20 protein-coding genes and 2 pseudogenes are annotated in these 23,746 nt (G+C 42.2%); 13 read left to right on the top strand and 9 right to left on the bottom strand.

What is annotated here, in order from left to right:
* Positions 1-9 precede the first annotated feature (9 nt).
* Both H6G03_RS25495 and H6G03_RS25490 read right to left on the bottom strand, forming a co-directional pair.
* The gene (locus H6G03_RS25495) at positions 10-5,469 is read right to left on the bottom strand and encodes a trifunctional serine/threonine-protein kinase/ATP-binding protein/sensor histidine kinase (RefSeq protein WP_190470505.1); all 5,460 of its coding nucleotides are present in this window, start codon (positions 5,467-5,469) and stop codon (positions 10-12) included.
* 194 nt (positions 5,470-5,663) lie between these two features.
* The gene (locus H6G03_RS25490; RefSeq protein WP_190470502.1) at positions 5,664-7,256 is read right to left on the bottom strand and encodes an MFS transporter; all 1,593 of its coding nucleotides are present in this window, start codon (positions 7,254-7,256) and stop codon (positions 5,664-5,666) included.
* 40 nt (positions 7,257-7,296) lie between these two features.
* Between H6G03_RS25490 and H6G03_RS25485 the strand changes: the two genes are divergently transcribed.
* The 10 genes from H6G03_RS25485 to H6G03_RS25440 all read left to right on the top strand — a co-directional run bounded on the left by H6G03_RS25485 (position 7,297) and on the right by H6G03_RS25440 (position 16,343).
* Complete coding sequence (locus H6G03_RS25485) at positions 7,297-7,980, top strand: response regulator transcription factor (RefSeq protein WP_190470545.1); 684 nt, start codon at positions 7,297-7,299, stop codon at positions 7,978-7,980.
* Positions 7,981-8,015: 35 nt separating this feature from the next.
* Positions 8,016-9,335, top strand: a complete 1,320-nt coding sequence (locus H6G03_RS25480) for a sensor histidine kinase (protein WP_190470499.1) — start codon at positions 8,016-8,018, stop codon at positions 9,333-9,335.
* Positions 9,336-9,525: 190 nt separating this feature from the next.
* Positions 9,526-9,813 (top strand): peptidase, encoded by a 288-nt coding sequence (locus tag H6G03_RS25475; RefSeq protein WP_190470496.1) that lies wholly within the window; start codon positions 9,526-9,528, stop codon positions 9,811-9,813.
* Positions 9,814-9,849: 36 nt separating this feature from the next.
* Positions 9,850-10,551 (top strand): rubrerythrin family protein, encoded by a 702-nt coding sequence (locus tag H6G03_RS25470; RefSeq protein ID WP_322111974.1) that lies wholly within the window; start codon positions 9,850-9,852, stop codon positions 10,549-10,551.
* A 101-nt stretch (positions 10,552-10,652) separates the two neighbouring features.
* Positions 10,653-11,138: a QcrA and Rieske domain-containing protein gene (locus tag H6G03_RS25465; RefSeq protein ID WP_190470493.1), complete on the top strand. Its 486-nt coding sequence runs from the start codon at positions 10,653-10,655 to the stop codon at positions 11,136-11,138.
* A gap of 230 nt (positions 11,139-11,368) precedes the next feature.
* Positions 11,369-12,604: an adenylate/guanylate cyclase domain-containing protein gene (locus H6G03_RS25460; protein WP_322111973.1), complete on the top strand. Its 1,236-nt coding sequence runs from the start codon at positions 11,369-11,371 to the stop codon at positions 12,602-12,604.
* A 186-nt stretch (positions 12,605-12,790) separates the two neighbouring features.
* Positions 12,791-14,398: an AAA family ATPase gene (locus tag H6G03_RS25455; RefSeq protein ID WP_190470487.1), complete on the top strand. Its 1,608-nt coding sequence runs from the start codon at positions 12,791-12,793 to the stop codon at positions 14,396-14,398.
* Position 14,399: 1 nt separating this feature from the next.
* On the top strand, positions 14,400-15,419 hold the full coding sequence (locus tag H6G03_RS25450; protein ID WP_190470485.1) for a hypothetical protein: 1,020 nt from the start codon (positions 14,400-14,402) through the stop codon (positions 15,417-15,419).
* Positions 15,420-15,517: 98 nt separating this feature from the next.
* The gene (locus H6G03_RS25445; protein ID WP_190470484.1) at positions 15,518-15,952 is read left to right on the top strand and encodes a hypothetical protein; all 435 of its coding nucleotides are present in this window, start codon (positions 15,518-15,520) and stop codon (positions 15,950-15,952) included.
* A gap of 22 nt (positions 15,953-15,974) precedes the next feature.
* On the top strand, positions 15,975-16,343 hold the full coding sequence (locus tag H6G03_RS25440; RefSeq protein ID WP_190470482.1) for a hypothetical protein: 369 nt from the start codon (positions 15,975-15,977) through the stop codon (positions 16,341-16,343).
* Here the strand turns inward: H6G03_RS25440 and H6G03_RS25435 are convergent.
* From H6G03_RS25435 to H6G03_RS25410, 7 genes and pseudogenes are all read right to left on the bottom strand, one after another.
* On the bottom strand, positions 16,286-16,693 hold the full coding sequence (locus H6G03_RS25435) for a helix-turn-helix domain-containing protein (RefSeq protein ID WP_190470479.1): 408 nt from the start codon (positions 16,691-16,693) through the stop codon (positions 16,286-16,288). The genes H6G03_RS25440 and H6G03_RS25435 overlap by 58 nt on opposite strands.
* The gene (locus H6G03_RS25430) at positions 16,668-16,976 is read right to left on the bottom strand and encodes a type II toxin-antitoxin system HigB family toxin (RefSeq protein ID WP_190470477.1); all 309 of its coding nucleotides are present in this window, start codon (positions 16,974-16,976) and stop codon (positions 16,668-16,670) included. Before H6G03_RS25430 ends, H6G03_RS25435 begins: the two co-directional genes overlap by 26 nt.
* A 108-nt stretch (positions 16,977-17,084) precedes the next feature.
* Positions 17,085-17,618 (bottom strand): annotated as a pseudogene (locus tag H6G03_RS25425) (phytoene desaturase family protein); the annotation flags it as partial.
* 209 nt (positions 17,619-17,827) lie between these two features.
* Positions 17,828-18,466 carry a LysE/ArgO family amino acid transporter gene (locus H6G03_RS25420; RefSeq protein WP_190470475.1) on the bottom strand — a complete coding sequence of 213 codons (639 nt, stop codon included), beginning with the start codon at positions 18,464-18,466 and terminating at the stop codon, positions 17,828-17,830.
* A 115-nt stretch (positions 18,467-18,581) separates the two neighbouring features.
* Positions 18,582-19,037: an SET domain-containing protein-lysine N-methyltransferase gene (locus H6G03_RS25415; protein ID WP_190470474.1), complete on the bottom strand. Its 456-nt coding sequence runs from the start codon at positions 19,035-19,037 to the stop codon at positions 18,582-18,584.
* Between the two features lie 172 nt (positions 19,038-19,209).
* Positions 19,210-19,434: a fatty acid desaturase gene (locus H6G03_RS39595; RefSeq protein ID WP_407650765.1), complete on the bottom strand. Its 225-nt coding sequence runs from the start codon at positions 19,432-19,434 to the stop codon at positions 19,210-19,212.
* A 10-nt stretch (positions 19,435-19,444) separates the two neighbouring features.
* Complete coding sequence (locus H6G03_RS25410; protein ID WP_199315478.1) at positions 19,445-20,170, bottom strand: fatty acid desaturase family protein; 726 nt, start codon at positions 20,168-20,170, stop codon at positions 19,445-19,447.
* A gap of 428 nt (positions 20,171-20,598) precedes the next feature.
* Here H6G03_RS25410 and der point away from each other — a divergent pair, with 428 nt between their 5' ends.
* From der to H6G03_RS25395, 3 genes and pseudogenes are all read left to right on the top strand, one after another.
* A complete protein-coding gene (der, locus tag H6G03_RS25405) occupies positions 20,599-21,963 on the top strand; it encodes a ribosome biogenesis GTPase Der (protein WP_190470472.1) in 1,365 nt (454 codons plus the stop codon).
* Between the two features lie 236 nt (positions 21,964-22,199).
* Positions 22,200-23,159 carry an energy-coupling factor transporter transmembrane component T family protein gene (locus H6G03_RS25400; protein ID WP_190470463.1) on the top strand — a complete coding sequence of 320 codons (960 nt, stop codon included), beginning with the start codon at positions 22,200-22,202 and terminating at the stop codon, positions 23,157-23,159.
* 12 nt (positions 23,160-23,171) lie between these two features.
* Positions 23,172-23,746, top strand: a pseudogene (locus tag H6G03_RS25395) (hypothetical protein); the annotation flags it as partial.

Genomic DNA, 23,746 nt, shown 5'->3' with positions numbered 1-23,746 from the left:
TTCCGTAAGTTATCCCCGATACTTGATGGGAATTTCGATCGCAAATTTTGTCCCGCTACCGACAGTCGATTCACAGGTTAATTGACCGCCATGTTTTTTGACAATAGCATAACTGACTGATAAACCTAAACCCGTACCGCTTCCGACTGGTTTAGTCGTAAAAAATGGCTCGAATATGCGCTGTTGAATATGGGCGGGAATCCCACAACCATTATCAGCGATCTCAATTCTTACCTGCTCTTTTCCTATGACTTGAGTCTGAATCCGAATGAAGTGATTTTTATTAGTTTTACTAACTTGCTTGAGAGCATCAATAGCATTACTGATAATACTCATAAATACCTGATTCATCTCACTCGCATAACAAGTGACACGAGGAAGGTTGCCATACTCTTTAATCACTTCTATTTTTGGTTGATTATTAATCTCTTGGAAGCGATTTTGTAAAATTAGTAAAGTGCTTTCAATTCCGGTGTGTAAATCTACCGCTTTCATATCGGATTCATCCAAGCGCGAAAAATTACGCAAACTCAGGATGATTTGTTTGATTCGTTCGCTTCCTACTGTCATCGATTGCAGAATTTTAATTAAATCTTTTCTGAGAAAATCTAACTCAATTTCTTCTATTTTTGCTTGAATTACTAAATTTGTTTGAGGATATTCTTGTTCATATAATTCCAGCAAATTCAGCATTTTTTTTACATAATTTTCTGTATACTGAAGATTCCCATAAATAAAATTCACGGGATTATTAATTTCGTGCGCTATCCCCGCTACCAGTTGACCGAGGGCTGACATTTTCTCACTCTGAATTAATTGGGCTTGGGTTTGTTGTAAATTTTTCAAGGCTTGCTCTAGATCGGAAGCTTTTTGGCTTAACTGTTGAGTTTTTCGCTCAACTTCTGCTTCTAAAGTGTGAGAATATTTCTCTACTTGTTGATACAAACGTGCATTTTCAATGGAGATAGCAGCTTGAGACGTAAGAATTTGGAGAGTTTCGACGCGATCGCTAGTAAATGCTCCCACTGTTAGATTATTTTCCAAATACAAAATCGCGCTCGATTTTCCCTGCTTGCTAATCGGAATACATAAAACTGATTTAGGCTGGTGGGTGATGATATAGCGATTTCCTGCAAATTTAGCGTCAGCACTCAAGTTATCAAAAACCGCTATTTTTTGACTTCTGGCTACAGAATAAATCAAATTTTGGGGTAATTCTTGACATTCCACTAGAGGAATTTGCCAGTTTTCTATATGGTTTTGATTAGCTTTTGCCACTACTAACCATTTTCCCTCTTGATGAATAACTAAAATACCAGTTTGCGCTCCCGTATGGGCGATCGCAATTTGCATTAAAGTAGCTAACAGTTTCTCTAATTCAATTTCTTGAGAAATAGCTTGTGCGGCTTTCATCACCGCCGGAAAATCCAACCATAAATTCAAGCTGCTGCTACCGCTGCTAGTTACGCTTCTCATCAGAGTTGAAGAGATTGTTCCCCCAGATGCGTTCGCTGGTTTAGTCGGTTGTAGAATAGCCCCTAGTAGTTGAGGATAGTGTTGTTCTAAATAAGCGATTTTTGCCTTTGCACCCCATCGGGTGTAACAGTAGTATGCTTCCTGCATATATCCAGAAGCAACTTTTTCTTTGCCCCAGTCCAGATAAAATTTAGCTGCTAGTTCCGAAGCTAAGGCTTCTTCTTGGATATATTCGTTTTGATTGGCTCCAGCAATTGCGCGATCGTACCAATCTCCGGCTTCATAATTCTTGCCTAAAACCCGGCATTTTTCTGCTTCTACTAAGTCAACTTTATGTTGGTGATTCATGGGAGCATAGTGTGCCCATTGAGCCAGAGCAGTTTGATGGGTTTCCACCAAAGCGAGAGTGTTAGCTTGCTCAATTTCTGACTGGGTAGAAAATAGTGCCAAGTACGTTAACCCGGCATAGAAATGAAAGACTGGAGTATAAATTGTTCCTGACACTGCCGTCAAATACAGCTTAGCTTGGGGAATGTAGTGTAGGGCATTAGTGAAGTTGCCAAACAGATAGGCAAGTATCAGTTTGTAGCTATAGATATAAGCGAGGGCAGTAAGCTCATTATCGTCATGGTGCTTAGGAAGCATCTCCTTCTCATCGTAGACAGTGCCGCTTAATAAATCTTGTTCATTAAAAATTGTTCTCAAGTTTTGCACCATTTGTGCTTTCATCTTCATGTAAATAACAGGAGAATATTGCTTGACTTTCTCTAAAACAACACAGTAATTTTCTATTTCTTGTTCCCAATCTTCCAGATCGACTCCGGCGAAGAAATTAGCCAAGAAATAAGTAGCTATATTGTAACCACCATAGAGAAATTCACCTGTTTCCATTCCGGCCAGATAGCCTTCTTTCAGGATTGGGATAGCTGCCCTCAGAGCTTCTTGACGATGCTGAATAAAAACGCTAAAAAAAAGTAAAGTTAGGCACTTTAATTCCCGCAAATTAAACTTATTGACTAAGCTCAGTGCTACTCGCCCAAAGCAATAGGCCCTCTCTACCTCTCCCAAAAAAGTAGACAGCACCATGCCATAACTGAGATAGCCGATCGTTGATGCGGGTGTATTTCCAAATTGGAGGGATAAACTGACCATTATGGAGGAGTGGAATGGTAGTAAGGTGGGACTAACTATAAAAATCGGCGAAAACAACTTTCCTAATAATTGCATAGCCGCAATTTTACTAGGATCGCTCATCACAGGGAGGTTAACCAGATCCTCAATGTTTTTCTCTTGGAGTTGACTGGCAATGTTTTGTAGTGCTTTGTCAGTCAAGGCTTTGTCAGGTTTAGAGGGAAATTCAACTCCCAAGCTTGCTAGGGCATTTATACCGACAGCGATCGCTTCTAATATCTGACCCTGGGTTGTCAGTGCGTTGATTTGAATCTCATAAATCTTCACTTTGTCTAGTATTGTTTGGGCCGATCGCAAAACTTCTGCTGCGATTTCTTCCATCCCATCGAAATCGGCATTTAAGTAAGCAGTTTCCGCCGCTTCTACATAAAGATTCAGGGTTAATTCATACTGAGTTTGCCAACAGTTTTTCGCCAGCAACTCAATCCCTGTGTTCGCAAAACTTCTGGCGGCTGAATAGGCTGTAGAATTTCTGGCTTTCTCTGCTGCTGCTAAGTTCAATCTGGCTAAAGCTTCTCGTTCTACCGCTTGAGTAATTAACCCAATTCCTAAATTCAAATGCCCGACAATATCAAATAGTTTTTCTTCTTTTTCTATTTCTGATAAGTTTTGTTGGAGCAGTTGACCGATTTTGAAATGAGTTACCTGTTTTTCGTCTTTGGGAATCAGAGAATAGGCGGCTTGTTGAACGCGATCGTGCAAAAATCTGTATCTAGGATTTTGTTTATTAGCATTTTCATCTTCAGGGCTTAAGTTATCGTTGTTTTCACACTGATAAAACTTATAAATATTACTAATCGGTAAAATTAAACCCTCCTGCAATGCTCTCCACAAGACAGTTGCCGTCTCTGTTTCCGATTGTTGTGAAACAATTGCCAAAGTATGTAAATCGAACTGCGCCCCAATACAAGCAGCCAACTTTAAGACATCCTGGGTTTGGATTGGTAATTTCTGCAATTGCCACGCCATAAATTCAACAACATCATCAGTAATTGCTAGGGCGTTGACTTGGGAAATATCGCACTGCCAATGCTGGATATTCCAATTAAAAGTAATGAGTTTGTCATCGTGTAATGCTTTGAGGAACTGAGTTGCAAAGAAAGGATTTCCCTGAGTTTTTTGATATATTAATCTTGTTAAAGGCTGCGCTAGGGTCAATTCACAATTCAGAGTATCTGCTACCAACCTATTAATATCCGATTCCTTTAAGGGTGGCAAAATAATTATATTAACTTTTGCTCCCATTTTTACAATTTCATCTACTGTTAAAATGAATGAATGCACGGGTGAAACTTCATTATCTCGATAAGCGCCTAATATCAATAGATGTCCTGTATCTTGTTGCATCAATAATGAGAGCAAATTCAGCGATGCAGAATCAGCCCATTGCAAGTCATCTAAAAACATCACTAAGGGATGTTCTTTGCTGGTAAAGACTTGCACAAAATTTTTTAATAGTAAATTAAAGCGATTTTGAGCGGCAGTTCCCGATAATTCTATGGCTGGTGGCTGTTTACCGATGATGTTTTCTAACTCAGGAATTACGTCAATTAAAACTTGCCCGTTCTCTCCCAGTGCAGAGAGAATTTTGGTTTTCCATGTTAGCAATTCCTCATCTGGTTCTGATAATAGTTGCCCTATTAAATCGCGGAAAGCTTGTACGAATGCTAAAAAGGGAATATTCCGTTGAAATTGGTCATATTTGCCCTTGATAAAAAAGCCGCGTTGACGAACAATCGGTTTATGTACTTCATTCACAACAGCGGTTTTGCCAATTCCAGAAAAACCCGCAACTAGGATCATTTCTGTTGTGCCATTGGCGACTCGATCGAAGGTACTTAATAGTTGATTTACTTCCGCTTCTCTTCCATATAGTTTTTCGTGAATGAGGAAGCGATCGCTAATATCTTGCTTTCCTATTTCAAAAGGTTCTATTTTACCTGTAGCTTGTATTTGAGCTAGACAGATTTCTAAATCGTGCTTAATACCCAAGGCGCTCTGATAACGGTATTCGGCATTTTTTGCGAGCAGCTTACTGACAATTTCTGATAACATTATGGGTATTTCTGAATTAATTTCATGTATAGGTATCGGCTGTTTTGCTAAGTGACAATGTACCAATTCCATTGCATCTTCTGAACTAAATGGTAACGATCCTGTCAACAATTCATAAAATGTTACTCCCAGAAAATAAAAGTCACTGCGATAATCTATGCCTCGATTCATTCGACCAGTTTGTTCGGGAGAAATATACGCTAATGTGCCTTCTAAGTCTTTAGCGTTATGAATCTCTTGGGTTTCTCTTGGCAGGAGAGAAGCAATACTAAAATCAATTAATTTTACTTGTTTAGTATCGGGACTAATTAAGATATTAGCGGGTTTGATATCTTTGTGAATGACTCTATTTTGGTAGAGATAGTGTAGAGCTTCTGCAAGTTGGATGGCTATTTCGAGAAACTTTTCTAAAGGTAAGCATTTATACTTGAAATCTTCATCTGTGGCTCTTTTGAGATAATCAGAGAAGGAAATTCCGCCGAAGTCTTCCATGACTAAGGCATAGCCATTGCGATATACTTCTAGGGCTAAGGGTTTGATAATGCTAGGGAAGTCGAGATTTTTGGCAATAGTATATTGGTTGCGAAATTGGACGAGTTCGTTAAAATTTGGGAATTCGTTTCGCAGTAGTTTGATGGTGACGGGTTGTCGATCGCCGATCCGGATGCCTCGATAGACAAGGGTGCGCGTTCCTGCGTATAATTGCTCTGTAATTTGATAGCCTGGTAAGTTAGCAGTCTCATTCATAATTTGTTAAGGTAGTATAAAGTTTTTCGTATTGTTGCCCATTCGTCACAGGTTAAGAAAGTGGAGAGAATGCCTAAACAAGCATCCCATACATAATGGGAACTGTTTCAACTCTATTAAATACGACGCCAAAACTCCAGTGATTCAATCTAAAATCTAAAATTCGGTGATGACAACAGATATTTTGCAGCTTGTCACTGCACGCGCTCTGTTTGACCAGTATAAATTAAGTGAGAAACAATCGGCGGTGTATCGCCAATATGAAAAGTACGAACACGCGCTTCTTCTGCACGATCGGCAACAGTAAAACGCTCGTGCTGACGCAAATGTTCTGCCCAAGATTCTACAACATAAGTTTCTACATAGCGACTCGGATCGGCGGTATCTTCCCACAAACCCCAGCGTACTGCACCATCGCGCCGACGCAAGCGACTCAAAGCGTGCATCGCCTCTGCAAATTCCTGCGATCGCGCTGTGTCGATGCGATATTCTATTGTTATCAGCACCGGCCCTTGTTCTGGATTCAATTCGATCGCGACTACAGGTTCCGGCCAGTGCAAAGATGGAGTTAAATCCAATTTCTCGCTGGTTGCTAAGCGATAGGGGACAGCAGCGACCAACCCGATAACCAAACCGATCGCCGCACCTGAAAGTGCGGTAGAATTTCCCCAACGCTCGGCAGCTAAGCCCCAAAATGCGCTGCCAGTCGCTATTCCACCTTGAAATACTAACTGATAAAGACTGAGCGATCGCGCTTGCACCCATGTGGGCACGGCTAACTGCGTGGCTGCATTTAAACTGGACATAATGCCAATCCACGCCAGTCCGCCTGCAACTAGCGCCAAGTACAGCAAACCGAGATTGCGTAAATATGCCAGCGCCAGTGTAGCTAAAGCAAATAGTACCGTTCCTGCTACAATTAGCACATCGGTAGAAACTCTTCTCCGTACTTTGGGCAGTACAAAAGCTCCCGTGACTGCTCCCAAACCGATGCACCCCAGCAGTACGCCGTATCCAAACGAACCGAGTCCCAGTTCCTGTTTTGCTACCAGGGGTAGTAGCGCCCACAAAGCACTACCGCAAATAATGAATACTCCCGTTCGCAGCAACACAGCACGCAAAACAGGTGCATATTTTAAATATCGCAGTCCGGCTCGAATTGCGCCGATCGTGCGTTCTGCGGGTAAGGCGCTTTTGGTTTGCGATCGCTTCCAACTATAGATTACCGCCATCACGCCCAGAAACGATGCCGCATTCAGCAGAAACACTACGCCTGCACCAGCTGCTGCCACCACAATACCACCCAATGCAGGCCCGACAGCGCGTGCCACATTGAAACCGACGCCGTTAAGGGTGATGGCGGTTGGCAATTGCGGGCGAGATACCAGTTCCGGTACAATTGCTTGCCAAGCTGGGGCATTCATCGCCGCACCCAACCCCAAGGCAAAAGTGAGTGCTAGCAGTAACCAAGGCGTCATGGCATGGAATAATGTCAGCACCCCAAGTAATAAAGCGGCAACCAACATCCAAGCTTGCCAAAATAGTAGCAAACGACGGCGATCGACAATATCCGCTACCGCACCCGCCGGCAGTCCGACGATAAACACTGGCAAACTGGTTGCAGTTTGCATCAGCGCCACCATCAACGGCGACGGTGAGAGGGATGTCATCAACCAGACCCCGCCGACATTCTGCATCCAAGTCCCGATATTCGATGCTACTGACGCGACCCACAGCGATCGAAATAAAGGTTGGCGAAGCGGATGTGAGGATGTGTTTGTCACCATTGGCGATGAAATTTTATTTGTAGTTATTCAATATTTTTGGATGAAAATTCTGCTTGTAGAAGATGACGATCGCATTGCGGAGGCACTCAAAGAAGCGCTCACCGACCAAAATTATACAGTGGATATTGCCGCTGATGGTGAGTCAGGTTGGAATTTTGCAGAAATTGGCGTTTACGATCTGATTTTACTGGATGTTATGCTGCCTAAGTTAGATGGTATCCGCCTTTGTCGGAGGTTGCGATCGCACGGTTTGAAAACGCCAGTTCTGATGCTAACTGCGAAAGATACCAGTACCGATAAAGTGATGGGATTAGATGCAGGTGCGGATGATTACGTCGTCAAACCTTTCGATTTACCGGAATTATCAGCAAGAATCCGCGCTTTACTGCGCCGAGGTAATTCCAGCTTACCGCCAATTTTAGAATGGGAATATCTGCGCCTCGATCCTAGTAGCTGTCAGGTGACTTATCGGGGACAAGAGTTGCGTTTGACTCCCAAAGAATATGGTTTATTAGAATTATTTTTGCGTAATAGCGGTCGAGTTCTCAGTCGCAGTACGATCGTAGATCATCTTTGGTCTTTTGATGATGACCCTCCCTCGGATGAAACTGTTAAAGTTCATCTCAAAGATTTACGCAAGAAGTTGAAAGCCGCTGGCGCTTATCATGACTTCATTGAAACAGTTTATGGGTTAGGATATAGGCTAAAACAAATTAGTCATTAGTATTTGTTTTTTTGACAAAAAACAACACCTTCGCCATGAACAATATCCAATTTAAAGCTTTGCGATCGCGTCTGTTACTATCATACCTGACGGTGATGCTAGCAATTCTCGGTACTTCTACTGTAACCGTATACGAATTTTTTTCGCGCATTCTTTATCAACAATTAGACGAACGCTTAGAGACTTTAGCTCAAGCAGCTGCCCACAGCTTGACCCAAATCAAACATGAATATCGCCAACAAAAGCAGAGTAATCCTGCTAATTTAACTTCTCATCCGCAAGTTTTTCGACGGTTAGATGGAGACGGAGATTTAGATATTCCCTGGCAAAATATGCGGGAACCGGATCAAGGTGTAGAATGGTTTGATGAAAATGGTCAGTTATTGGGAAATGCTGGCAAAACTTTTGACAATTTATCCCCCCGTGCTGGATTTGAAACATTACAGCAAGGCAAAATTCGCACAATTACAATTGGCGCGTTCAGCTACCACCAAATAGAAAAAAAATTAGAAGGTTACATTCGCACCAGCGAATCGACAGAAGAAGTGGAAACCGTTCTGATTCGCCTGCGCTGGGGTTTGGGTTTGGGGAGTGTGGTCGCGCTTAGTGTAACGGGGATTGGTGGTTTGTGGCTGACTAAACAAGCACTCAAACCAATTGAAGCAAGTTTTCAACAATTAAAACAATTTACAGCCGATGCTTCGCACGAGTTACGAAGTCCGCTGACGGCGATTAAAACTTCGGTGGATGTAATGCAAAATCATCCGGAACGAATTCATCCAGCGGATGTGAAAAAATTAAGTGCGATCGCATCTGCTACCCAACAAATGAGTCGGTTAGTAGAAGACTTGTTGCTATTGGCGCGGATGGATGCAGTAGCAGTAGCGGTTCAGCATGAATGGATAGCTATTCCTTTAGATGAAATGTTAGAAGATTTGCTAGAAATGTTAGAATTGCAAGCAGAAGAAAAGGAAATTTATCTGAAATCGAATTTGTTAGTGGGGATATTTGTGAAGGGGGATGCAGTTAAGTTGATGCGTTTATTTGCGAATTTGCTGGAAAATGCACTGCAATACACCCCCGCCGGAGGAACAGTTACCCTGACGATGAAAAACGTTGACAAATATGTCTTTGTCAGCGTGGAAGATACGGGGATAGGAATTGCACCGGAACATCTTAAATCGGTGTTCGATCGCTTTTGGCGGGCGGATAAAGCGCGATCGCGTCGTCAAGGCGGACAGGGTATGGGTTTGGCGATCGCCCAAGCTATCGCCCAATTTCACGGCTGCGAAATCACCGTCAGCAGCGAAGTCGGCGTCGGTAGCTGTTTTCGCGTCCGTTTGCCATTAGCGTGAGAACTTACGCAAAGAAACCGGGTTTCTGAGCAAAATCGTGGCTTTCTCAACTAGATATCGACGCAGAAACCCGGTTTCTGGCTGAGGCGTCTTTTCTATCTACCCGGTTTCTTTACTTTTTAGTTTTAACCTTTAAAAGTAGCTCAAGTGCAGCACGCTTTCTGCCGTTGATTTTTTAAGGTAATCCGTAATGAATCGTGCCTTTCGTAAATACCATCGCCTGATTGCGATCGCAGTTTGCCTGCCTTTAATTTTGACCGTGGTAACAGGATTGGGTTATACAATTTTGGATGAATGGTTTCACCAAGATGAATTAGCTGAATTCCTCCTGGATATTCATACATTCAAAATTTTACATTTAGAAGAAATCTATCCAATTTTGAATGGTTTGGGCTTAATTGGTTTGCTCGTGACTGGTTTGAGCATGACTGGTTTATTTAAGAAACGCCCTCAACCACAAAATGAAGCCGATAAATAGCGAACAACACTCTCGATCGACAAGGAGATTTTGACCGTGAACCGTTGCCTAAATTTATCTCAAATTAGCCAAAAAACATTTATTCTCCTCGTAACTGCTACAGTCGCAGCACTTTCCCTCACAAGTTGCAAACAAGAACAACCGCCTGTAGCTATTGTAGAGACAACATCGCCCGTAGCTCAAACAGTTTCCAACGAGGAATCCCTCTCGCTTAAAAATCTACAAGCGGCATACAATGGCGAATCAAACGCTCACGCCCGCTATGTCGCCTTTGCACAAAAAGCCAAAGAAGAAGGTTATTTGCAAGTTGCCAGCCTTTTTAAAGCAGCCGCAACTGCCGAAGCAATTCACGCCGCCAATCACGCCGCCGTAATTCGTAAACTCGGTGCAACACCTGAAGCGAAAATTGAAAAACTTGAAGTAAAATCTACCCAAGAAAACTTAGAAGCTGCTATTAAAGGCGAGTCCTACGAACGGGATACCATGTATCCGCAATTCATCGAACAAGCCAGGAAAGAAAATAACAAAGATGCCGAACAAACATTTGAATATGCAGTAGAAGCGGAGAAAGAACACGCCAAATTTTACACTCAAGCTAAAGATAACCTCAAAGATTGGAAAGAAGCCAAGAAAGTTTTCTATGTTTGCCCTGAGTGTGGCTACACAACAGATCTACTCAACTTTGCCAATTGTCCTGAATGCAACAGCGCCAAAGACCTTTTTCTAGAAATAGTTTGAGCGAGTTTTGATTTGGTTATCCGGACTTACGCCACAGGGTAAGCTAGTAAATATCATCCGTAAGTCCTGTTGCTTGTCAATATAGTTAAGGTGAGGTTTTCATGGATCGTCGTACTTTCCTCGCTTGGGTAGGTGTCGGCTGGGTAGCAAGTTCCTTGCCGGTAGCGATCGCAGCTTGTTCCTCCGATTCCACAAAAAGCGATAATTCAAATAACAAAGCAACTGCTGCTAATCCTACTGCTAATCCTACTGCTAATCCTACCGCCAGGGCTGACGGATTTCAGCCAGTAGGGACAGTCGCGGATTTAGACCGCAAAGGTCAAATCCTCAATAAGCGATTGGCAAGTGGGCCAGTATTGGTGATCCGCAATCCAGATGACACCAATAGTTTAGCTGCTGTTAATCCCACCTGCACCCATAAAGGTTGTACCGTCGCTTGGAAAACAAATAAAAAGCTTTTTGTTTGTCCCTGTCACGATGCCGAATTTGCTGTGGACGGCAAAGTTGTTGAAGGCCCAGCGAAAAAACCTTTACCTACCTATCAAGCCAAAATTGAAGGTGATGCCGTTTTGGTGAAGGTGAGTTAGTCAATCAATTTTGGATTGGGAATTTTGCATTGAAGATGGGAGATGTATGACCTAGTTAAAACTGCGGTCGATCTGTAACATTTTTAGATTTGGGATGGCGATTTTTCCCAGAAATCCCAAATCTAAAAATTGTCTATTCGGGAGTTAGTAGTGGTTGTATTTGCGATATAAATTACAAAAATCAGATGACAAATACACCTCATTACTTTACGATAAGGGGCAGATGTCAAGTGGTTAAACACTCGCAAACAAAGTCAAAAGATCTACTAGAAGCACAACTGTATGGCACGCGCTACAGTGCATTTTTAAGCGAATTACTGACAAATAGTGGTTATTTTTTAATTTTTAATGCTTTTTCGGAAATTTCGTTAACAAGTTGGACTTTGTATTTAATACAGCCTACTCATTACCTAATTGCTGGCGCAATTTTGCTGCAAGCTTGGTATTTAGCAGGAACTGCAAGCCATCGGTTTTGGGGAAATTTGATTGGCCCTTTTTTATACACAACAATAGATTTTTTATTGGAGGGAATGGAATTTTTCCAAGAGCCAAATCATTATGTTCTGTGGTTGTTTTCGCTCACAATTGCCACTTGGCAAGGAATCAGATTTCATTGGCTACCCAGTGCAGCGCCATTGATGATTCCTCTGGAAAGTTTGAGCAGAACTTTTATGGTTGTTGCGATCTATTTGATAGTAAGTTTTAAGACTAACTCACAAACATTTAGTTGGGCAAACGTTCGTCAATTTCCTACCATTGCAACGCATAAGTTTTTGATTGAAAGTATGCTGTTTCTCGGCATTATTTTAGGTTTGCAAACAGTACAGATCGCTTCACAGCGACAAGAATTGCAAAAAACGGCTCAATTGTTGCGAAATTTGGCAGAGTGGGGGATGGGAAGTCATGCGGTGCTAACTGCTGTCACCAATCCAGAGGAATTGGCTTTTCAAAGGCGCGATCGCACAATTGTATTCATGGATATTCGCGGTTTTACCGCGTGGTGCGAGAAAACTTCACCCGATGCCGTTGCTTCTGTACTGAACTCCTACTATTATAATGTCGAACCCGCAGCCGCACAGTATCAACCGCTACGCATTACCCTGACAGCCGATGAAATTATGGCCATTTACGCTACACCTCAGCAGGGAGTTGCGGCTGCCCAGTATATGTATCAAGTAGCACAAATTATTTTAAAGCGTCACGGTTTGGGTGCAGGTTGTGCCATCCATTGCGGGCAGGTAATTGAGGGATTGTTTGGCGGTAAAGAAGTGCGTACTTACACAGTGATTGGTGATGTGGTGAATACAGCCAAACGATTGGAAAGTGCCACACCTGCGGGGGCAATTACGATTTCGGATGATGTGTATAAAGCAATGCAGGATGAATTAAGGGTGGAAGCTTGCGAACCGATAATGGCGAAGGGGAAGACGAAGGCGATTAAAGCTTGGCGGTTGGTGGTGGAGTAAAGGCGATCGTACCCTAAAATCCATTATTGCAGCGTGAATGCAAAGTATCTATTTCCTTCTGCGATAATTGGAAAAGAGCGGCAGAGTGAACATTTTTGTAGGCGAGACGACATAATTACAATTTTTGCATAACCGACATGATTTGATGATGTTGTGTCCCTACAGCGCTCAGGAGGAAACAAAATCGTGCTGCGTGAATATCAACTCACCAATTTTAAGGCATTTGCTGGGCCAGAAACCATCCCGATTCGACCCATTACCCTCATTTATGGGCCAAATTCCTCCGGTAAAAGTTCGGTATTGCAATCGCTGCTGCTGTTAAAACAAACTCTTCAGGAAGCAGAAAACCCAGAAACTCTTTTACTCCCCAAAGGCAATCTTGTTAATTTAGGTGGTTATCGTGAATTTATCCATCGTCACGATGTGAGCAAATCATTTTCTTTCAAGGTAGTTTTTGATGTTGGCAAGCAGGGAAAACCTAATCCTTTAGAAAACCTTCTCAGAGAAAAGCTGATTCAGGCTCCTCTTTTAGGGTTACAGGTTGCTTTCAGCTATGATAAACAGACATCAAATGTAGTTTTTTCATCAGTTGAATTGTTCCTGGAAGACGAGTCATACCCTGTGGTTATCTATAAACCTGAAAAGCAAGAGGTCTTGGAAATTGAGCGTGCTGGTTCGCGAGAGATAATCCTAAAGGTAGACAATATCAACTATGACTATAACTTTTGGAAGGCTTGGTTTGATATTTACGGCTCGAAAATTGCCAAAAACGCACTCGCAGAGGTTAACAGCCATCTGAAGCAAAAAAATAGTCGAGCATCGCAATTACAGTCAAAGAAAAAAAAAGAACAGCTAGAAAAACTTGAGAAGGAAATAACCGAATTAATCCAGTTGAAGAAACGCTTCGATAACTACAAATTTAAGGAAGCTATAGAGGACTTCTCAAAAGCGTATCAGCATCCATTTATTATCTGTCGAAACTTCCTACCCGTCACTTCAGATGGCCTGCTTGTAGAAAAGTTACCTGACCCAGAAATCCGATACCTATTTCAGGATCACAGACGCCATTGGCTGCCAGATGTTTTGGGCGTCACACTTCAGGCTTGTTCTATGTTTCGGCGTTTCCTGGAGAGTTTAATTTACATTGGCCCGCTCCGAGACTACCCGGAACGACTCTACATTTTAAGTGGCAACTCAAGCCAACAAGTAGGAAAGTCTGGAAAGATGGTATCAGACATCCTGTTCAGGAATCCAGAGCTTTTGAAACAGGTAAACGAACAACTGGAACGCTTTGGATTGGAATACGAACTCAAAGTCGCATCATACACTAACAAGGAGACATCCGAATTAAGCGATGTTTTTGCGTTGCGCTTAGTTGACAAATACACTCATGTAAATGTTAGCCTTTTAGATGTAGGATTTGGTATCAGCCAAGTGCTGCCAATTATTGTGCAGAGTATGCTTTCACGAAATACAACGCTTTTGATCGAGCAGCCAGAGATACATATCCACCCACGTTTACAAGCAGAACTCGGTTCTCTATTGGCAGAGTGCATCAAGCCGCCTTTAAATAATCAGTTTATCATTGAAACTCACAGCGAACATCTAATGCTGCGGCTTCAGAAGTTAATCCGTAAGGGAGAGTTAAAACCCGAAGATGTATCGGTTATTTATGTTGACCGTGGTGCAGAAGGCTCAAAGTGCTTGCACTTAAGGCTGGATGAAGAAGGCGACTTTATAGACGAGTGGCCTGGTGGATTTTTTGAAGAAGATTTTAACGAGATTTTTCAATAATATGCTGGTGCGAACAATAATTTTACCCTCAGTCTTAAAAGCAGATCCTGAGAACCAATCCGTTCACTACGGTATGATGATCGGACTACTTCAGGATTTAGAAAAAAACGGTGTAGTTCTTTCGGATGAAACCAACTGCATCAGAGCAGCATTATTTCAAGATATCGGCAAGTTACCAGTTAAGTTCAGGAAGAAAGCTGAGGTACTTTTGAAGGATCTCAAGAAGAAAAATCGCTTTATTGAAGTGTCGCTGTCAAATGGATTTCAAGCTATCTGCAAGAACAAACCCTGTCAGCAATGTATCAGGATATGTAAAGAATATTCGCCGCCAGCTATTTTGGTTAGTTATGGTTGCAAAGAGTGTACAGAGACACAGTTAGCGTTGTTCCCAAGTGTTGAAGTTATCGATGTTGCTGAATATCGCATCTCTAATTTATTTGAATTTCATCTGAAACAGGTCGATCGCATTATCCCTAACGGCGAATGGAAGCAGGATAAATTCGAGCAGGAAATTCTGATTCCCCTATTCAGAGATGCAAAGCATATAAAAATTTACGATCGCTGGATCGGTAGGTCAGCTTTACAAACTCCTGATATAGGTCAAATAGGAGATAATTATAAACTTACGCTGGAGTGGATTATTGATGTCTTCCTTCGGGAATCGCGCTTGGGAGCAAGTGGTGTCTTTGAGGTATACTGTGGTTTGGATACCCGTAAGATAGACAAAGCGAAAATACCATCTTTTATTGCATCACTCCGTCAGTTTGAATCCGATACGAGAAACACGCATAGTTTTCCTAACTTTAAATTAATTATCAAGGAGGAAACCCAAGCTAATCAAATGCCTCATGATAGATATTTGATTACGAATCAAGTAGCCATATCTATCGCTCGTGGCTTCGATCTACTTTTAGATAAGAGAAACATTTCCTATCCGCGACGACTTCGAGATGTTACGATCGCTTACTGTTCAGAACCGGATAAAATCGAGCAAGCTGTCCGTAAGTTGCCTAATTTGTAATCAACTGCGCGACAATATCACTTTAAAAATAGAGTTATAATCTTATAAATTTACTCACTCCTTAATCAGTTTACCAATAATTACAGGTACTTCTTGAAATGACACATAGTTTATTATATCCTTTAACGGTTCAAAGCAAGTTACCGCTGGCGATCGACCATCTCCTCGATTACTGTCAGGGTATGTATCTGGGCTTAAACGTCGAATCCACTTTTGTTACTCTTGCCCAGCGAGTAAAGAAAAAAGTTAAGACGCTTTTTAAACAAATCATTATTCATTTGGCTAGAATACTAGGAGAGACTGTTGCAGGTAGACCGCCCGATCATCAGGACGATCCAGAACAGGATCGTCCCCACTGGTGGAAAGAAATTAAAAATTTCATCAACCAGATCGAAGATGAAGGGCTTTCGGAAGCTCAATTAAGGAAAATTCTTGAAGATACCTACACTAGAAAAGAGGTTGATGCTGTTGTAGAAGCTTTAAGGCAAGCATCCGAAATCATGGGAGAGTTTACACCGAATTTATTTCAGTAAAATCTAGCGAGGAATTAACATTATGATTTCCAAAACCTACTCCATAAGAGATGCAATAAATACTATAAAAGAACATCGAGATAAACTAGAAATTGAACTTGGTAAAAAGAAGCTCGATCGATTGCTGTTTAATCTCGAAGAAATTAGCTTGGACTTGGAAAGCATTTCCAAGCAGATAATTGATGTAGCCAAAGAAGAGCCAGAAATAGAAAAGCTTACAGAAATATTTGATTTCTTTCAGTATGGTTCTATTCCTCATATTTTAGGACATTTGGAAACAATAGAAGAACTACTGGAAGAAGAATCTAGTGATAGCGAAACATCTGGCAATATTCAATCCAAAAACGCCCCAGCAGAAACATGGAAAAACTCAGCTAACTTTTGCATTTGAGTTGCGGTCATTTCCCGTTCCCCATTCAGTACCTCAGACACCTGTACCTCATTTTCCCATATACCAACCAAGTCTTTTGCTTCAATATTATCTTCCACCATCAAAGCTTTGAGCAGCTTGACACCTTTCAAAACAGGCATTACCTCATGTTTTTGTTCGTAATTATAAACTAAACTACCAAGCACGTTTAAGTAGTCTCGGTCATCTTGAGTGATATTCCTTTTATCCAAAATAGAATTAATCCGATTTTGAGTAGCGGTTAACTCAGCTTCACAAGTAATCGGACGTGGCGGAAATGTGGTAATTAGTTCCATGTAGTAGCTGCTAGGAGTTTTCAAACCAGTCGTCATTTTTCCAAGTCTCCTTATCATATTCCGCATGAGTTAAAACATTACGTATAAACACTATTTGCTCATCGTAATCAATGAAAGTAATCAACCGATAATTATTGCCACCTATATTAAAAACAGTAAAATTACCCACTAAATCAGCCGAGCGAAATACTTGGCGTACATCTGCGAGATTTTGCCATTCAGCATCGCAGGTACGTTGATACCATACTAGCAGACTAGACTCAGCATTAGGGTGGGTTTCCCAAAATTCTCTCAATGCTTTTCGACTGATGACACGCATTAAATTATCTCTGTAAGCTAGTGGTCTTTTGGATTCATATAATACATAATATTGCATTTTTTCGTTATCAAAAAAGGAATTGTTGGGTTGAGCATGGCGAAATCCAATCTACGATTTTATTCCCAAATCTTTCATAACTCGCATCGCCGCATTGTGTCCCGCCGCACCAATCACCGACCCCGCTGGATGGCAACCCGCACTGGCTGAATAAAGTCCCTGAATTGGTGTAAAATAAGGTAATCTATCTGCAAAACCAAAACTATTATCAATATGATGGATATGTCCTCGCGTTATGCCAAAGTGTTGCTCGATTTTTTGGGGATGTAAGGGAAATACATCTTCGACTAAATCCGATGTACCTGGGGCAAAGCGATCGCATATTTTCAACAAATGCTCGATATAGCGATTTTCCTCTTTTTCCCAACTCCTTCCCTGCAATTCGTAAGGAACCCATTGCACGAACAGCGCTGAATTGTGATGACCTTCTGCATCTTGTAAAGACGGATCGATCGTTGTGTGGATATACCATTCGATCGTCGGAAATTCCGGCAACTTACCCGCCTGCACGTCCGCAAAAGTGCTGCGAATTCCCGCCATCACTTCCCCTTCATCGGGTAACAAGTGAATCGTCGTGCCGTACTGACGTCAACATCGAGTATCTTACCCAACTCATCCAACCTATCCGCCATCTTCTCTCGCCAATTATCTCTTTCTTTCTTCGCGACTTTGCGGTTCGCTTGATAATCTTCCTTCCATTCTTTCAAGCAATCTTCAAACTTTTGTAATTGCTTATTAACGGCGGCGGGATTATCGGGAGTATTTTCGGGTGAGTGAATTTGGATGTCATTATGTCAGAAGGAGTAGTTAATTGTAGAAAATAAAATTGATATAGCGATAAACCAAATAATACAGCCAATAATAGTGTCAAGAATTCGCCATGCAAGTGGACGTTGGAACAATGGCGTTAGCCAAGCAGCACCATATGCAAGTGTAAAAAACCAGAAAAAGGAGGCAAGACTTGCGCCAAGTGCAAAAAAAATGCGTTGACTCTCCGTGTATCGAGTTGCAAAACCTCCTACCAGTACAATAGTATCAAGGTAGACGTGTGGATTTAAGAGGCTGAGCGCCATTGTTGTCAAAATATTACTCCAAAAATTTGTTGATTCGCTCTCCTGGCTGTTTATATCTATTTGTGTTGGATTCAAAGCTGATTTAAATGAATGTAAACCAAAAAATAAAAGAAAAACCACGCCAGCCCATACAATTATCTGAGTTAATTCTGGAATCTTCAAGCTTAGTGTACCGAACCCTATCGTACCGATACTAATAAGAGTTGCATCGCAGAGGAAGCAGATGCTTGCAGTAGCTAAAATATGTTGGCGCTTAAGTCCTTGACGTAAAACGTAAGCGTTTTGAGGACCAATAGCAACAGCTAGTCCAGCAAATAAGGTAAACCCGCTCAAGAATACCGCTAGTGAAGATTCAGGCATCTTAAATAACCTCCTTTAGTAGAAAAGCCCTTGCAACAATCGAGGATTCTCATATCAGACACCATGCGCGATGGCGCACAAAGAAAAATGAAAATAGTTCTCACTATCAAAGGTTTCAAAATAACATCATTTCTATAATCTTTTGCTTAATATGCCGATTAAATTTGTAGTTTTTGAACAAGCGAATTGGCAGGTTTTCTGCTCCGGATATTGTACCAATACAGTTTGGAGAACCACACATACACTGAAATGGTCTAACCATTCTCCATTCAGTTGAGGGATAGAAAAATGTTATTTCTTCCCCCGGAGCGATATCCCGTTCTGCAATAATTTGTTCTTTAGTAAAATCTACAAAGGAATTTGGCGAACAAGAGTGGTTAGTGGCTGCTAACATTTCATCTAAAATGTGTTCATTAAGTCCAGATTGAACGGTTGCAAAACTTTGAGGAGAAGAAACAAGGCTTATCTTTTTGATTACTTCACCTTTTTTGATATATGTGTTTGAAATTATCTTAAGATCGGAATCTTGATTGCCAACTAAGCTGTAAAGATCTATTAGTTTTTGAGCCATGTTTTTAAGACGAGTGATAGTAGTATGGATGAGAGTATGTAAGAACGGCAATATTTTAGCTAGAGAGACATTTTTTGTCTCTACTAAACTATAGCAGCTTAGCAGAAATAACCCACCAGTCAACCATGAACCATGACCAATTAAGTTGGTGGGAAACTTTCGCCGCGAAGGTCTAGCTAGCCTCTTTTGAAGCTTTTTCAGCTAACCAGGCTTCTGGAACAAAAACTTGTTCGCGTAAAATGTTCCGTATAAGCTTTGCATAAAAGGACCAGTAAGAGGAATCTAAGTATCGAATCTTTGACTCTATATAATTGTGTAGCTCTGCCAGCCTATCCCCAGGTACGTTAGGAAGCCAATGATGCTCAACATGATAATTATTGCCATCTGTAAACCACACGACAATTTTACTAGCTTTGATATGTTCGCGTGTTTACAGAAACATCTGGTACTTGTCGCTCACATCCTATATGTTCGGGCAGTTCGATTAAAGCATAAGCTGGAGAGGCAAACAGTAGTGGTATTAGCCATATCTTCAAAAAAATTGTTGTTTGAGCCCCTATTGAAATGGCTAATATTGAAAATAGTACGACAGTTATTAAACGGTATTCATTGCGAATTCTTACTTCTGCATTTGAGATTGTATTAAAAACTTCTAGCTGTTCCCCTTTGATTGCCTTGTAGAGTCTTACAGCCACATGGCGATAGTGAGGTAACATAAAAAGAATAAATAGAATTTTTGGCGATTTTAATGATTTGCAATCATAATCAAAAAACTCTTTATCTTCTGGAGTTCCCAGCAATCGGTGATGTCTCAAATGACTATCTTGATAGTCTGAATAAGATACTAGCATAGGTAAACCTAGCAAGAATCCTACTACTCGGTTCCATCCTTTACTGTGAAAGGCAGTATTATGGACACATCGATGCTCCAGTACTGCTGCATGAGCGTACATCAATCCTAGTAAAAACATAGCGACCCATGAAACTATGCCTTGAGCGATTAAAATAACAGATATTATAGCCGCAATAAGACAAGCCAATACTAAGAGTCTAACTAAGAAAAGATTCTGTCTTATCTCTGTTAATTTAGACAATTCAAGATCGTTAAACTCACCTATTTTCAGTCTATTCATAATCTACTTTTTTTTAAGGGACTTAGACCGTGACATACTCCTGCTGCAAATCGAAGATTATGCCGCAGGCTTCGCAAGGCTCACAGTTTGGGTTTCCCGGTTATTGCATTGTAGCGGATTCAGCTGCGTGAAGCACAGCTGAGAAACCCGGTTTCTTCAAAAATAGCTATAGTTCTACCTAAATAAATTAATAAAACTTATAAACCTAAGTACGGAAGAGCCACACAGATGTAGATGGGGGTTTTGGGTGGATCTAAATCCCTTTTCCCTCTTCCCTCTCCTCTCTCTCCCTCTTCCCTAACCCCTAGCCCCTAACCGCTAACCCCTAAAGATGGTTACAATAAAAAGTTGGAGCAAAAACAGGACTGAGGTGAAAATTAAGCCTGAGTTACTGGAAAACCATACCCGTTAAGACTCTGGATTGAATTATGCCTCTGCCTATTGTTGCTATTATCGGTCGCCCGAATGTGGGCAAATCTACTTTTGTCAATCGTTTGGCGGGGATGCAGGATGCGATCGTACATGACGAACCTGGGGTGACTCGCGATCGCACCTACCGTCAAGCATACTGGCGCGATCGCGAATTCATCGTTGTGGATACCGGCGGTTTGGTGTTCGACGACGATACGGAATTTTTACCTTTGATTCGCGAACAGGTGATGGCGGCGCTGTCAGAAGCGACTGCGGCTATATTTGTAGTGGATGGTCAAAGTGGGCCAACGGCAGGCGATGAGGAAATCGCAGAATGGTTGCGTACTCAAACCGTACCCCTTTTGCTAGCTGTGAATAAATGCGAATCTCCAGAACAAGGTTTAACGCAAGCGGCACAATTTTGGGAACTCGCTTTAGGCGAACCTTATCCAATTTCTGCTATCCACGGTAGCGGTACTGGCGATATCCTCGATGAGTTAATTAAATATTTGCCGGCTGTTGGGGAAGAAGCAGAAATACCGGAAATTAAAGTGGCGATCGTCGGTCGTCCGAATGTGGGAAAATCGAGTTTGTTGAATGCGTTTGTCGGGGAAAATCGCGCCATCGTCAGCCCGATTTCCGGAACGACACGGGATGCGATCGATACTCTTGTGGAACGAGATGGCAAAACTTATCGCCTCATCGATACAGCCGGAATTCGTAAGAAGAAAAATGTCGAATACGGGCCGGAATTTTTTGGCATCAATCGCGCTTTTAAAGCGATCCGTCGCGCCGATGTCGTGCTGTTAGTAATCGATGCGCTTGATGGCGTTACCGAACAAGACCAAAAACTCGCCGGCAGAATCGCGGAAGAAGGTCGCGCTTGTGTAATTGTAGTGAATAAATGGGATGCGGTAGAAAAGGATAGTTACACAATTTACGACTACCAAAAAGAATTGCAAGATCGATTGCACTTTACAGAATGGGCAGAAAGTATTTTTGTTAGCGCTAAAAGCGGTCAAAGAGTAGAAAAGATTCTCGAATTAGTAGACTCTGCCTCGGAATCTCACAAACGCCGAGTGTCTACTTCGGTCATCAATGAAGTAATAGAAGAAGCCGTGCGCTGGCATTCTCCTCCCGTTACCCGTCAAGGTCGTCAAGGCAAACTTTACTACGGCACTCAAGTTAGTACTCAACCGCCAAGTATTGCCTTATTTGTCAACGATCCCGACCGCTTCAACGATAATTATCGTCGCTATATTGAAAGCCAATTTCGCAAACAGTTAGGCTTTAAAGGTACTCCCTTGCGATTGTTCTGGCGCGGGAAAAAGGTGCGCGAAGTGGAAGCAGGTAGCCGAAATAAGGCAACTCGCGTTAAATAAATGACTAATTTCAGATTTCAGATTTCAAATTGCAGATTTATGGAATTTGGAAATCTGAAATCAAAAATTTGAAATTTCTTGAGCAATTGAGCAAAAAAAAGGTTTAAAGCCTTCCTTTTCAAGAGGAATTATCAAAAAAATTTTCCAAATATTGTAGAGAAGTTTCATGAAAAGTCTCTACAATATTCAAAGTCCAGCCAATCCAAAATCCAAAATCCAAAATCGCGTGACAAAAGATGGATTTACTGCGATCGCTACCTTTAGGACTGTACCTCGAACAACCGATTACCTGGCTGCACAAGCTCGATCCGCGAGTCAAGCTAGCATGGTTGATGAGCTTTCTGTTTGCTCCCATTTTGGCAAATCCGGAAAGCCGCATTGTCGTATCGCTACTGCTGATATTGCTGACTTTATCAGCCAGAATACCTTTGCGCGTCTGGCGTCAGCAAATGGGTTGGCTGCTGATACTGTGTGTGTTGGTTTTCTGTTTGAGTGCGATCGCACCTGACGGACTCGCAGTACAATATCAACCGCGACTCCCATCATATGAGAAAGAATTTGTCAAGCCTCAGCCGGAAAAAAATGGGAGAGTGGGAGAGGGGGAGAGCGGGAGAATTTTCCCATCTCTTCTAGGGAATCTAAAATCCCAGAATTATAGTTACATCTTATTAAAACAGGGGCCGATTACAGTCACCCGCAGGTCATTAGATTTGGCAATTCGCGTTAGTACGCTGTTATTCACCTTAATTTACAGCACTAACCTATACCTGCTGACAACTGCGCCAGAGGAAATCACGGCTGGGATAGAAAGCTTGATGCGACCCTTGCGCCGATTCAACTGGCCGGTGACAGAAATTGCGCTAACATTAACTTTATCTTTGCGCTTTATTCCTTTAGTCTTAGAAGAAGTGCAGAACTTAGTGCGCTCTGTGTGGACAAGGGCAATTAATTGGAAAAAGCTAGGTTTACGCAGAAGTATCCGACTGTGGATGACGGTAGCAGAACGACTGCTAAAAAATTTGCTTTTGCGAGCCGATCAAATTGCCAGCGCCATGAAAGTACGCGGTTTTACCAGTCCCGATCGACATCGCGTGCAGTGGAGTCAGTTGCGTTTGCGGACGGTTGATTGGCTGGCAATGTTAACTTTAGCGATATTCTGGGGAGTGCGGTTGATGTGGGGGAATGGCGAGCTGTAGATAATAATGATGATGAGAGCAGTGCAACCCTGGTATTGGCGATCGCTCCCTCTGGAAGGTAAAACCGGATCGGCAGTATTCGCCGCTTTGTTTTTGAGGGATGGTGCGATCGCGACCCTACTAGAAAGCCCTTCTATTCCTTCAACTCAACATAATTTAGCTCGATATTCCATCTGTGCTGGCTCTCCCCGCATTCTCAACGGAAAACCGCAATTGTGGACACCACCAATAGGTGAAATTCTACCCTTCCTACGTAACCTGCTTTCCCCCCCACTCCCCCACTCCCCCGCTCCCCCACTCCCTTTCACTGGCGGTTGGTTAGGTTGGCTGGGTTATGACCTCGCCTGGGAAATTGAACATCTACCAAAATATAGATCTGATTCTCTACCATTCCCAGTCGCTTATTGGTACGAGCCAGAATGTTTTGCCGTATTAGACCACTCGGAACAAAGCCTCTGGCTAGCCGCTTCTGCGCCAGCACAACTCGATTTCTTACAAAATCAACTGGAGCGGGAGAATGGGAGAGCGGGAGAGCGGGAGAGCGGGAGAGTGGGAGAGCGGGAGAGCGAGATAACCGGAAAATACCC

It is taken from the genome of Aerosakkonema funiforme FACHB-1375 (assembly GCF_014696265.1).
Lineage (GTDB): Bacteria > Cyanobacteriota > Cyanobacteriia > Cyanobacteriales > Aerosakkonemataceae > Aerosakkonema > Aerosakkonema funiforme_A.
The sequence above is the reverse complement of the archived record's forward strand: the minus strand, read 5'-3'. Positions and strand labels throughout refer to the sequence as shown.